13 protein-coding genes are annotated in these 11,820 nt (G+C 66.4%); 5 read left to right on the top strand and 8 right to left on the bottom strand.

All coding sequences use genetic code 11. From position 1 onward, the window contains the following. Nucleotides 1–10: 10 nt before the first annotated feature. The 3 genes from purF to radA all read right to left on the bottom strand — a co-directional run bounded on the left by purF (nucleotide 11) and on the right by radA (nucleotide 3,642). The gene (purF, locus tag ACTJI6_RS18690) at nucleotides 11–1,501 is read right to left on the bottom strand and encodes an amidophosphoribosyltransferase (RefSeq protein ID WP_126155234.1); all 1,491 of its coding nucleotides are present in this window, start codon (nucleotides 1,499–1,501) and stop codon (nucleotides 11–13) included. Between the two features lie 137 nt (nucleotides 1,502–1,638). Next, nucleotides 1,639–2,235: a CvpA family protein gene (locus ACTJI6_RS18695; protein WP_126155235.1), complete on the bottom strand. Its 597-nt coding sequence runs from the start codon at nucleotides 2,233–2,235 to the stop codon at nucleotides 1,639–1,641. 42 nt (nucleotides 2,236–2,277) lie between these two features. Next, nucleotides 2,278–3,642, bottom strand: a complete 1,365-nt coding sequence (gene radA / locus ACTJI6_RS18700) for a DNA repair protein RadA (protein WP_440802836.1) — start codon at nucleotides 3,640–3,642, stop codon at nucleotides 2,278–2,280. A 133-nt stretch (nucleotides 3,643–3,775) separates the two neighbouring features. Here radA and ACTJI6_RS18705 point away from each other — a divergent pair, with 133 nt between their 5' ends. Genes ACTJI6_RS18705 through ACTJI6_RS18720 form a run of 4 tightly spaced genes read left to right on the top strand, consistent with a single transcriptional unit; the run spans nucleotide 3,776 to nucleotide 6,693 of the window. After that, complete coding sequence (locus tag ACTJI6_RS18705) at nucleotides 3,776–5,077, top strand: lipoprotein-releasing ABC transporter permease subunit (RefSeq protein ID WP_440802837.1); 1,302 nt, start codon at nucleotides 3,776–3,778, stop codon at nucleotides 5,075–5,077. Beyond that, nucleotides 5,070–5,738 carry an ABC transporter ATP-binding protein gene (locus ACTJI6_RS18710; RefSeq protein WP_440802839.1) on the top strand — a complete coding sequence of 223 codons (669 nt, stop codon included), beginning with the start codon at nucleotides 5,070–5,072 and terminating at the stop codon, nucleotides 5,736–5,738. Before ACTJI6_RS18705 ends, ACTJI6_RS18710 begins: the two co-directional genes overlap by 8 nt. A gap of 47 nt (nucleotides 5,739–5,785) precedes the next feature. Then, nucleotides 5,786–6,196: a c-type cytochrome gene (locus ACTJI6_RS18715; protein ID WP_440802841.1), complete on the top strand. Its 411-nt coding sequence runs from the start codon at nucleotides 5,786–5,788 to the stop codon at nucleotides 6,194–6,196. Beyond that, complete coding sequence (locus ACTJI6_RS18720) at nucleotides 6,193–6,693, top strand: phosphatase PAP2 family protein (protein ID WP_440802842.1); 501 nt, start codon at nucleotides 6,193–6,195, stop codon at nucleotides 6,691–6,693. Before ACTJI6_RS18715 ends, ACTJI6_RS18720 begins: the two co-directional genes overlap by 4 nt. Here the strand turns inward: ACTJI6_RS18720 and ACTJI6_RS18725 are convergent. The 5 genes from ACTJI6_RS18725 to ACTJI6_RS18745 all read right to left on the bottom strand — a co-directional run bounded on the left by ACTJI6_RS18725 (nucleotide 6,690) and on the right by ACTJI6_RS18745 (nucleotide 10,578). Further along, nucleotides 6,690–7,517: an alpha/beta fold hydrolase gene (locus ACTJI6_RS18725; protein ID WP_440802843.1), complete on the bottom strand. Its 828-nt coding sequence runs from the start codon at nucleotides 7,515–7,517 to the stop codon at nucleotides 6,690–6,692. The genes ACTJI6_RS18720 and ACTJI6_RS18725 overlap by 4 nt on opposite strands. A gap of 57 nt (nucleotides 7,518–7,574) precedes the next feature. Further along, a complete protein-coding gene (locus ACTJI6_RS18730; protein WP_126155240.1) occupies nucleotides 7,575–8,363 on the bottom strand; it encodes an enoyl-ACP reductase FabI in 789 nt (262 codons plus the stop codon). Between the two features lie 14 nt (nucleotides 8,364–8,377). Further along, nucleotides 8,378–9,607 (bottom strand): beta-ketoacyl-ACP synthase I, encoded by a 1,230-nt coding sequence (fabB, locus tag ACTJI6_RS18735; RefSeq protein WP_126155241.1) that lies wholly within the window; start codon nucleotides 9,605–9,607, stop codon nucleotides 8,378–8,380. A gap of 33 nt (nucleotides 9,608–9,640) precedes the next feature. Beyond that, nucleotides 9,641–10,150 (bottom strand): bifunctional 3-hydroxydecanoyl-ACP dehydratase/trans-2-decenoyl-ACP isomerase, encoded by a 510-nt coding sequence (gene fabA, locus ACTJI6_RS18740; protein ID WP_126155242.1) that lies wholly within the window; start codon nucleotides 10,148–10,150, stop codon nucleotides 9,641–9,643. Between the two features lie 104 nt (nucleotides 10,151–10,254). Beyond that, a complete protein-coding gene (locus ACTJI6_RS18745; protein WP_440802846.1) occupies nucleotides 10,255–10,578 on the bottom strand; it encodes an alkylphosphonate utilization protein in 324 nt (107 codons plus the stop codon). Nucleotides 10,579–10,611: 33 nt separating this feature from the next. On the opposite strand from ACTJI6_RS18745, the gene ACTJI6_RS18750 reads away from it, so the two are divergent. Beyond that, entirely contained in the window at nucleotides 10,612–11,655 is a 1,044-nt protein-coding gene (locus tag ACTJI6_RS18750) for an IS5 family transposase (protein WP_085502601.1), read from the top strand. Nucleotides 11,656–11,820 lie beyond the last annotated feature (165 nt).

Consider the following 11,820-nt stretch of genomic DNA (forward strand, 5'->3'; position numbering starts at 1 on the left):
GACNCCCCCGTTACTCCGCCGCCTCGTTCATCGCGGTTTCCGACCCCGCCTTCATGCGGAACCCGCGCTCCAGTTGATCGAAGGGCGCCACCGGATAGTCGCCGGAAAAACAGGCGTCGCAATATTGCGGGCAGGCGTTGTTGCGGCCCTGCGCCTCCCCCACGGCGCGATAAAGACCATCCAGCGACACGAAGGCCAGCGAATTGACGCCGATCCAGTCGCGCATCTCCTCGGGCGTCATGTTCGCGGCCAGCAGCTTGTCGCGGTCGGGCGTATCCACGCCATAGAAACAGGGCCAGGCGGTCGGGGGCGAGGCGATGCGGAAATGCACCTCGGCCGCGCCCGCGTCGAGGATCATGTCCTTGATCTTGCGGCTGGTGGTGCCGCGCACCACGGAATCGTCCACCAGCACCACGCGCTTGCCCGCGATCAGCGACCGATTCACGTTCAGTTTCAGCCGCACGCCCATGTTGCGAATCTGCTCGGTCGGTTCGATGAAGGTGCGGCCCATATACTGGTTGCGGATGATCCCCATTCCATAGGGAATGCCCGATTCCTGGGCGAAACCGATGGCCGCCGGGGTGCCGCTGTCGGGGACCGGGCAGACCAGATCCGCCTCGATCGGCGCCTCGCGGGCCAGTTCCACTCCGATCTGGCGGCGGGTCTCATAGACCGAGCGCCCGCCGATGATCGAATCGGGGCGCGAGAAATAGACGTGTTCGAAGATGCAGAACCGGCCCTTGGACGGGCCGAAGGGACGCGACGATTCGACCTCTCCGCGAGAAATCACCACCATCTCGCCCGGCTCGATCTCGCGGATGAACTCGGCGCCGATGATGTCCAGCGCGCAGGTTTCGGACGCCAGCACGAAGCCGTCGTCGCCGACCTTGCCCAGCACCAGCGGGCGCACCCCCAGCGGGTCGCGCACGCCGATCAGCTTGGTCCGGGTCATGGCGATGACGGAAAACGCCCCCTCGATCCGTCGCAGCGCGTCCTTCATCCGCTCGGGGATGTTGCGCTGGATCGACCGCGCCATGAGGTGGATGATGCATTCGCTGTCCGACGAGGACTGGAAGATCGAGCCGCGCTCGATCAGCTCGCGGCGCAGGGCGGCGGCATTGGTGATGTTGCCGTTATGGGCGATGGCGCAGCCGCCCATATGGAATTCGCCGAAGAAGGGCTGCACGTCGCGGATCGCGGTCGCGGCCTTGGTCCCGGCGGTGGAATAGCGCACATGGCCGATGGCCAGCGGCCCCGGCAGGGTCGCCATCACCTCGGCCTTGGTGAAGTTGTCGCGGACATAGCCGAAGCGATGGGCGCTGTTGAAGCCGCTTTCGGGATCATGGGCGACGATGCCGCCCGCTTCCTGCCCGCGATGCTGCAAGGCGTGCAGCCCCAGGGCCACGAAGTTCGAGGCATCGGCGACGCCGATGGCCCCGAAAATGCCGCATTCCTCATGCAGGCGGTCCGAATCGAACGGATGGGCCAGGAAGGGTTTCATCGCGGCATCCTGAATGGCTTTGGGCTGTCCCGCGCTATGTAGTGCGGGTGCGTCCCAAAGTCACGCCCCCACGGTGCGGCAGGGGCGGATTTTCGTCATCGAAGCGTCACGCGCAGGGCAGTCATGCAGGTCGTGCATCAGTTCGCGGCAGGCGGGGTTTCCTGGGCCGAAGGCGTGGCCGCGGCCGTGCAGCCCGCCACCATCTGCTCGTAGCGGCTGACGATCCAGCCCGGCGCGTCGTCGGGAACCTGGCTGTCCAACTGGCCGCGCATCCGTTCGAAGACCTGCGCGGACCGGCTGTTTTCCACGACCGCGACCTGCTGGCTTGTCATCACGCGGTCATAGACGATGAAGGCGATGGCGACCAGCAGGATGCCGCGCGCCACGCCGAACAGGAAGCCCATGCCCTGGTCCACCCCGCCAAGCGCCGAACGCTGCACCACGGACGAGAACAGCGGCGTGATGATGGAAAAGACCACCAGGGCCAAGGCGAAGACCACCGCGAATCCGGCGATGGTGGCCAGTTCGCAGCTGTCGCCCAGGAAACGGTCCAGCACCGGCAGCTGCGCGATCAATGGCCGCATGGCGGCGGCGAAGATGAAGGCCAGGATGGCCGCGCCGATCCAGCCCAGGATCGCCAGCGATTCGCGCACGAAGCCGCGCGACCAGGCCAGGATGGCCGAGAGGATGATGACCGCAGCCACCACCGCGTCGATGATCGTGAAACCGTCCATTGAACCTGCCCCTGCGCCGGTTATGCTTTCATTTCAGGCACTTCAGCCGGCGCCGAAGACCTCGCCCACAAATCCCGTCAGGTCGGCGATGCGCCTTGTGCCCATGCCGCCCGCACCCTCGACCTTCTGGCTGTCGGGTAAAATCGCCTGTGAAAAACCAAGTTTCTGCGCCTCTTTCAACCTGTTTTCCGCTTGCGCGACGGGACGCAGCGCGCCGGAAAGGCTGATTTCGCCGAACAGCACCGCATCGGGCGGCAGGGCGCTGTCCTCGCGCGCCGACAAAAGCGCCCCCGCGATGGCAAGGTCGGCTGCCGGTTCGTTGACCCGCATCCCCCCCGCGACGTTCAGGAATACGTCCAGTCCTGCGAAGGGGATGCCGCAGCGCGCCTCCAGCACGGCCAGAATGGTGCTGACCCGGCCGTTGTCGAGGCCTACCACCGTGCGGCGGGGGCTTGCCAGCGTCGAGGGGGCGACCAGGGCCTGAACCTCGGTCAGGACGGGTCGGGTGCCCTCGATCCCGGCAAAGACGGCGCTGCCGGGGACCGGCTGGCCGCGTTCGGACAGAAACAGGGCCGAGGGATTGGCGACCTCGGCCAGACCGCTGCCGGTCATCTCGAAGACGCCGATCTCATCCGCCGGGCCGAAGCGGTTCTTGACCGATCGCAGGATGCGGAACTGATGGCCGCGCTCGCCCTCGAAATAGATCACGGTATCGACCATGTGTTCGACGACTCGCGGCCCCGCGATCTGGCCCTCCTTGGTGACGTGGCCGACCAGGAAGATCGCCACGCCCTTGCGCTTGGCGAAGGTCACCAGCTCATGCGCGGCGGCGCGGACCTGGGCCACGCTGCCCGGCGCGGCCTCGACCTGATCGGACCACAGCGTCTGGACGGAATCGATGATCGCCAGGTCGGGGCGTTCGTTGTCCAGCGTGGTGAGGATGTCGCGCAGGTTGGTCTCGGATCCCAGCCGGACCGGCGCATCGGCAAGGCCAAGGCGCTGCGCGCGCATGCGGACCTGGGCGCTGGCTTCCTCGCCGCTGATATAGACCGCTTGCAGCCCGCGCCGGGCAAAGGCCGCCGCGCCTTGCAACAGCAGCGTGGATTTGCCGATGCCCGGGTCGCCGCCGACCAGAACCGCGCTGCCGGGGACAAGCCCCCCGCCCAGAACCCGATCCAGTTCGTCCATTCCGGCCAGATGGCGCGGGGGCGGGGCCTCGGTCGTTTGCAGGCTGGACAGGGGGACGGCCCGGCCCTTGTGGGCGCCGAGGCCCCGGCCTGGTCCCTGGGACAGCGGCGCCTCTTCGACGATGGTGTTCCAGGCGCCGCAGGCGTCGCAGCGCCCGGCCCATTTTTTGTGGGATGCGCCGCAGGCGGTGCAGGTGAACGCGGTGGTGGATTTTGCCATGACGGGTATGTGGCATCTGGGGGTTGCCGTCGCAAGTTGGGTATTTGGGCAAAGAAGAAGCCCTCACGCCTTTGTCGGCTTGATCTTTCGAGGGGGCCCGGTCAGGTTCCGGGCGCAAAATCAAGGCGTCCCAATGGCCACACCCCGACCGTTCTCGCGTTACGAATTCACCATCGCCTGGCGATACCTGCGCGCCCGCCGGGCCGAGGGCGGGGTCAGCGTGATGACCTGGATCAGCCTGATCGGTATCGCCCTGGGGGTGATGGCGCTGATCGCCACGCTGGCCGTGCGGGCGGGTTTCCGGGCCGAATTCGTGGACACGATCCTGGGGGCGAACGCCCATACCACCGTCTACATGGCGCCGCAGCGGATCAGCAACGAGTTCACCGAGGATGTCTATGTGGTGCCGGGCCGGATCGCCGATTACGATGCGATGGCCGCGGCGCTGGCGCAGGTTCCCGGCGTCATCCGCACCGCGCCGGTGGTGCGCGGGCAGGTCATGGCGACCGCCAATGACAGTTCGAACGTGGCTGAGGTTTTTGGTATATCCCTTGATGATCTCAAGGAAATGCCGCGCATCGCGGATGCGGCGACATCGGTTGGCAGTCTTGAGGATTTCGACCGGGGTATCGCCATCGGCTCGGGCATCGCGCGGGAGCTGGCGGTCGGCTTGGGCGACAAAATCCGCCTGATCGCCCCCGAGGGCGCGCGCACCGCCATCGGCACCACGCCGCGCGTGAAGGCATACGAGGTGACCTATATCTTCAGCGCCGGGCGATACGACATTGACCGCACCCGCATCTACATGCCGATGGCCGAGGCGCAGTCCTATTTCAATCGCGAGGGCGTGGCGGACGAGATCGAGGTCTTCGTCACGGATCCCGAGAAGGTGGACGACTGGACCCTGCCGCTGCTGGCTGCGGCGGGCGAGGGGGCGCAGGTCTGGAACTGGCGCGACAGTTCCGGCAGCTTCCTGGCGGCCCTGGACATGGAGGATGACGTGATGTTCGTGATCCTGTCGGTGCTGGTGCTGATCGCGTCGATGAACATCACCAGCGGGTTGATCATGCTGGTCAAGAACAAGGGCCGCGACATCGGCATTTTGCGCACCATGGGCCTGACCGAGGGTGCGGTGCTGCGCGTCTTCTTCCTCTGCGGGGCCTTCACCGGGGTGATTGGCACCATCGCCGGGGTGATCCTGGGCGTGCTTCTGGCGCTGAACGTGGACAGCATTATGGCGGCGCTGAACGCCCTGACCGGCGGCGGCGCCTGGCAGCCCGAGGTGCGCGGCATCTATCGCCTGCCCGCCGAGTTGCGTGCCTGGGACATCTTCCGCGCGGTCGCCCTGTCGCTGTTCCTGTCCTTCGTCGTCACCATTTTCCCCGCGCGCCGTGCCGCGCGCATGAACCCGGTCGAGGCGCTGCGCTATGAATGACGTGTTGCGCTTGGAAGCGGTCGGCAAGACCTATGGCAAGACCGGCCCCGCCCCGGTCGAGGTACTGCGCGGCCTGGACCTGACCGTTGCACGGGGCGAGGTCGTGGCGCTTGTCGCGCCGTCCGGGGCAGGGAAATCGACGCTGCTGCATATCGCCGGGCTGCTGGACACGCCCGATGCGGGCCGAGTGATCCTGAACGGGCGCGACATGACCGGCCTGCCGGACAAGCCCCGGACCGAGGCGCGGCGGCGCGAGCTGGGCTTCGTCTATCAGTTCCACCACCTGCTGCCCGAATTCAGCGCGGCGGAAAACATCGTCCTGCCGCAACTGGCAAACGGCGTTTCCCAACGCGACGCCGCCGCCCGTGCCGCCGATCTGTTGGGCCGGGTCGGCCTGTCGCATCGCGCCGATCACCGCCCCGCGCAACTGTCGGGCGGCGAACAGCAACGCGTGGCCTTCTGCCGGGCACTTGCCAATGCGCCCAGTCTGCTGCTGGCGGACGAGCCGACCGGCAACCTGGATCCCGAAACCTCGGACCGGGTGTTCGACATGCTGATGGCCTTGGTCCGCGACACCGGGCTGTCGGCGTTGATCGCTACTCATAACCACGCCCTGGCCGCCCGCATGGACCGGGTGATCGGCCTGAACGCGGTTGCCTGAGCCATCCCGCCGGGGCAAACTTCCCGAAAGCAACCAGAGAGGCAGCGATGAAGGCGATATATGGGGCGGCCCTGACCGGACTGGCGATGGCGGGCGTGATCGCCGCCTGCGCGCCCACCCCGAACGACCAGGCCCAGGCGCGTAACGATTTCAATGCGCTGTGTGTGGATTGTCACGGCCCCGCAGGGCATGGTGACGGCCCTGCGGCCGAGGGGATGGTGCCGCATCCGGTCGATCTGACCCGCGTGGCCGCTGATAACGGCGGCGTCTTCCCGCGCCTTCAGGTGATGGGCCATATCTACGGCTTCACGCCGGGGCGCAGCGAATCGCCGATGCCAGAATTCGGCGACCTGCTGGACGGGCCGACCATCCCCTATGACGCGGGCGATGGCGTGCTGACGCCCACGCCCGTGCGGCTTGTGGCGCTGATGGAATATGTCGAGGGCATGCAGCGTTGAAGATCCTGCACGCTGCGGCACTTGCGGCGTCCCTGGCCCAACCCGCCGCCGCCGACCCGTTCGAGGATTTCGGCACCGCGATGAAATACGGCCTGCCCCTGGCCGCCGCCGTCTGCGCCGCCCGCGACGATCGGCTGGAGGATTTCGCGATCCGGGGCGCCTTGCAAGCGGTGGTGGTCCTGGGCCTGAAGACCTGGCTGGACGGCACACCGATCTCGGTCCGTCCGAACGGACAGGGGCGGGGCTTTCCGTCGGGACATTCCGCGTCGGCTGCCTTCGGCGCGGCCGACTTGGCGGGCAAGTGCTTCCCCGACGACCGCGCGGCAGGGATCGGGCTTTACGGCGCGGCGGGACTGACGGCGGCCAGCCGGGTTCATGCGGGCGAACACACGATGCAACAGGCCCTGACCGGCGCGCTGATCGGCTTCACCTTCGGCGCCGCCGATTTCGGCATCGGAACCGAGGGCGCCAGCTTCAGCGTCGGAATGCGCTTCTAGCGCCCGCAGCGGTCCAGCCAGGCGTCGATGGCGGCCAGCGATTCCGGCTCGTCCAGCCAGGGGACATGGGCGCGGCCCGGCACTTCGGCGAAGATCGTGTCGGTGCGGCGGCCCAGCATTTCGGCGGCGACCTCGGCCGACAGCAGGTCCGAATTGGCCCCCCGGATCAGCGCCACGGGCAGGCCCGCCGTCGCGTCCCACAGCGGCCACAGGTCGGGGGCTTCCCCTTCGAACGCCGCCAGGAAGGCCTCGCGCAGGGCGGGGTCATAGCGGATCCGCAGCCCGTCCGGCGTTTCCTCGTAATGCCGCCGCGCATCCTCCAGCCAGCGGCCGTCGGGAACATCTGCAAAGCCCGGCATCGCCGCAGGCAGCCGTTCCGCAAGCGCCTGATGCGTCCGCGCCGACGGGTTGCGCCCCACATAATCGAAGATCCGCTCCAGCCCCGCCTGCTCGATCACGGGCCCCACATCGTTCAGGCACAGCCCCAGCAGCCGGTCATGCGCCACGGCAGCCAGCAGCATCCCGATCAGCCCGCCGCGCGAGGTGCCCAGCACCGCCGCCCGCTCGATCCCCAGGTGGTCCAGCAGCGCCAGGGCGTCCTTGCCTTCTTGCGGGACGGTATAGGTGGCGGCGCCGGTGAAATCCGACTGTCCGCGCCCGCGATAATCCATGCGGATCAGCCGCACCCCCGACAAATGCGGCGCGACATAGTCGAAATCGCCCATGTTCCGCGTCAACCCCGACAGGCACAGGACCGGCAGTCCCTCGCCCTCATCGGAATAGGCCAGCCGCGCCCCGTCACCTGCCGTAAAGACCATGCCCATCTTCTGTGCCCAAATATCCTCTGGGGGTCCGGGGGGCGAAGCGCCCCCGGCGCGACCTCACAAATTCTCGCTCTGCGGCATTCCCAGCACATGATAGCCGCCATCGACCAGCACGACCTCTCCGGTCGTGCAGGCGGCCCAGTCCGACAGCAGCCAGACGGCGGTGCCGCCGATCGCCTCCAGCGTGGCGTTCCGGCGCAGGGGGGCATTGGCCTCGGTATGGCGGAAGGTCTTGCGCGCTCCGCCGATGGCCGCGCCGGCCAGGGTCTTCATCGGGCCGGGGCTGATCGCGTTCACGCGGATCCCGTCCGGGCCCAGGTCGTTCGCCAGGTAACGCACCGTCGATTCCAGCGCCGCCTTGGCCACGCCCATGACGTTGTAGAACGGCGTCACCCGATTCGATCCGCCATAGGTCAGGGTGATCAGCGACCCGCCTTCAGCCATCAGAGGATGTGCGCGCCGCGCCACCTCGATGAGGGAATAGCAGGAAATTTCAAGGCTGTGCTTGAAGTTCGCCCGGCTGGTATTCATGAACCGGCCGGTCAGTTCGTTCTTGTTGGAAAAGGCGATGGCGTGGATCAGAAAATCCAGCTTGCCCCAACGTTCGGTGATGGCCGCGAAGGCCGCATCCAGCGACGCGTCGTCGGTTACGTCCACGTCCAGCAGGAAGTCCGACCCCAACTGCGCGGCCAGCGGCTGCACACGCTTGCCGAACGCCTCGCCCTGATAGGAAAACGCAAGCTCGGCCCCCTGGGCGGCCACCGCCTTCGCGATGCCCCAGGCGATGGAATGGTCGTTCGCGACCCCCATCACAAGCCCGCGCTTGCCCTTCAGAAGATCGCCCATCAATGACCTCGTTCTTATTCTTTGTATCGCGACATCAGCAGGGTGGCATTGGTGCCCCCGAAGCCGAAGCTGTTCGACAGCACGGAATCCAGTCCCGCATCGTCCACCCGGCTTGTCGCAATCTCGCCCGGCTGGATCTCCGGGTCCAGAGTAGTCACATTTGCAGATGCTGCAATGAAGTCATTTTGCAACATCAGCAGGCTGTAGATCGCCTCGTGCACACCCGTTGCGCCCAGGGAATGCCCGGTAAGCGATTTGGTGGAACTGATCGGCGGCGTGTTGCCCTCGCCCCAGATGCGGCGGATCGCCTTGACCTCGCCGATGTCGCCCACCGGGGTCGAGGTGCCGTGCGCGTTGATATAGCTGACCGACCGCCCCTCGGGCAGGGTCGCCAGGGCCAGCCGCATCGACCGCTCGCCGCCCTCGCCGGACGGGGCGACCATGTCATAGCCGTCGCTGGTCGCGCCATAGCCGGTCACTTCGGCGTAAATCTTGGCGCCGCGCGCCAGGGCGTGTTCCAGTTCCTCCAGCACGACCACGCCGCCGCCGCCTGCGATCACGAAGCCGTCGCGCGTCGCGTCATAGGGGCGCGACGCCGTCTGCGGCGTGTCGTTGTATTTCGACGACATGGCGCCCATCGCGTCGAACAGGCAGGACAGCGTCCAGTCCAGTTCCTCGCCGCCGCCGGCAAAGACGATGTCCTGCTTGCCCATCTGAATCTGTTCCACGCCATTGCCGATGCAATGCGCCGATGTCGAACAGGCCGAGGTGATGGAGTAGTTCACGCCCTTGATCTTGAAGGGCGTCGCCAGGCAGGCCGAATTGGTCGAGGACATGCAGCGCGTCACCATGAACGGCCCCATGCGCTTGGGGCTGCCCTTCTGGATGACGGTCTGGTGCGCCTCGAAGAAGTTGCTGGTCGACGGCCCGCCCGATCCCATGATCAGGCCGGTGCGCGGGTTCGACACGTCGCCGTCCTCAAGCCCCGAATCCTTGATCGCCTGTTCCATGGCGATGAAGTTGTAGGCCGCGCCAGGACCCATGAAGCGCAGGTTGCGCTTGTCGATGTGATCCTCCAGCACGATCTGCGGCATGCCGTGGACCTGGCTGCGGAATCCGTGTTCGGCATATTCGGGGGCGAAGACGATGCCCGAACGGCCCTGTTTCAGGCTTTCGGTCACCTCCTCGGCGTTGTTGCCGATGGGCGAGACGATGCCAAGGCCGGTGATGACGACGCGTCGCATGGGGCCTTCCTCCTTCTGGTTAGATGGCCGCCATCAACTGGATGACAGCGCGACCTTCATGTCCCTGACCTGATAGATGGTCTCTCCATCCGCCTCGACGCGGCCATCGGCCACACCCATGGTCAGGCGCCGTGTCTGCACGGCCTTCGTGAAATCGACGTGATAGCGCAGAAGCTTGCGGTCGGGGCGGACCATGCCGGTCAGCTTGACCTCGCCCACGCCCAGGGCATAGCCGCGCCCCTGCCAGCCCCGCCAGCCCAGGTTGAAGCCGGTCAACTGCCACAGCCCGTCCAGGCCCAGGCAGCCCGGCATGATCGGATTGCCGGGGAAATGGCAGGCGAAGAACCACAGGTCCGGGGTGATGTCGAATTCCGCGACCACATGGCCCTTGCCATGGTCGCCGCGATCCTCGGAAATGTCGGTGATGCGGTCCATCATCAGCATGGGCGGCTCGGGCAGTTGCGCATTGCCGGGGCCGAACAGTTCCCCGCGCGCGCAGGCCAGAAGGTCGCCCTTGTCGAAGCTGGTTTTCTCCATCGCCATGCGGGTCTTGCCTTTCGTGTCGGCACGCGGCCGGGCCTGTCCAAGTTGACGTTCCGTCTATCATCCGCCGCGAAGGCGGTGCAAGTCCAAGCCGCGCGGGACGTTCAGCGTTTGCGCACGAACTCGGTCCGCAGCACCAGCCCCTTGATCGTGTCGTGGCGGCAGTCGAGCTCTTCGGGGTTGTCGGTCAGGCGGATCGACCGGATCACGGTCCCCTGCTTCAGCGTCTGGCCCGCGCCCTTGACCTTCAGATCCTTGACCAGCACCACCTGGTCGCCATCGGCCAGCGGGTTGCCCGCCGCGTCGCGCACTACGGCGCCAGCCGCCACCTCGGCCGCGATTTCCGAAGCCGGGCGCCATTCGCCGGTCGCCTCGTCATAGACATAAGGGCACCTCGAAAAATTGCCCGGCCCGAGTTGCTGCGGTATGAACGGGGGGTGATCGGCTGCTTGGGCGTAACGATGGCACAGATGGGTTTCTTCGATCTTTCGGACCGCTATGCGAGCCTGGATGCCAAGAAGGACCCCTTGGTCGAGATTGACGCCGTTGTGCCGTGGGAGGAGTTCCGCCCGACGCTGGAGCGGGTTTGGCGCAAGCCAGATGCGGAGCGGAAGTCGCGCGCCGGGCGCAAGCCGATGGACGCCGTTCTGATGTTCAAGACACTGGTCCTGGGCGCGCTCTACAACCTGTCCGACGACCAGATCGAGTATCAGGTGCGCGACCGTTTGTCATTCATGCGGTTCCTCGGCCTAGGGCTTGAGGACCGGGTGCCCGATGCCAAGACGGTGTGGCTTTATCGCGAAGCGCTGGCGCAGGCGGGCCTGGTGGAGGCGCTGTTCAAGCAGTTCGACGGCTATCTGGCGCGCCGGGGTTACATCGCGCGGGGAGGGCAGATCCTGGATGCCTCCATCGTCCCGGTGCCGAAGAACCACAACACGCGCGAGGAAAACAAGGCGATCAAGAGCGGTGAGGTGCCCGAGGGCTGGTCCGACAAACCGGCCAAGCGGTCACAGAAGGACGTTGATGCCCGCTGGACCAAGAAGCACGGTAAATCCCACTATGGCTACAAGAACCATGTGAGCATGGACAGGAAGCACAAGCTGGTAAGACGTTACCATGTCAGCGATGCCGCCCTGCATGACAGCCAAGCGGTGGACCACCTGCTGACGCGGGGCAATACCGGCGCGGGGGTCTGGGCCGATCCGGCCTATCGGTCCGAGGAGATGGAAGCCAAGCTGCGCGGCATGAAGCTGAAGAGCCACATCCACCGCAAGGGCAAGCGCGGCAAGCCGCTGACCGAGCAGGCCAAAAGCAGCAACCGGACCAAATCCTCGGTGCGTGCCCGGGTCGAGCATGTCTTCGGCGCGCAGACCAATGACATGGGCGGCACGCTGGTGCGCACGATCGGCATGGTGCGGGCGAAGGCGAAGATCGGGATGAAGAACCTCGCTTACAACATGCGCCGCCTCGGCCAGCTGAGCCGCCTGAACCCGTGCCCGGGCTAACCCAGGGGCGCGGAAATCAAGTCGTGCGGCACGAAACGCCGCGCGCGACAGGCAAAGCATCAAAGACCCCGTAGCGCACAAGGGCACTGACGGGTGGCATCACGCCCATTTCAAGCCGCCGAGCCCGCGACCCGCGACCGGAAAAGGTCAAAAATCGAGGTGCCC

It is taken from the genome of Paracoccus sp. 22332 (assembly GCF_052045125.1).
In the GTDB taxonomy this organism is placed as follows: domain Bacteria; phylum Pseudomonadota; class Alphaproteobacteria; order Rhodobacterales; family Rhodobacteraceae; genus Paracoccus; species Paracoccus haematequi_A.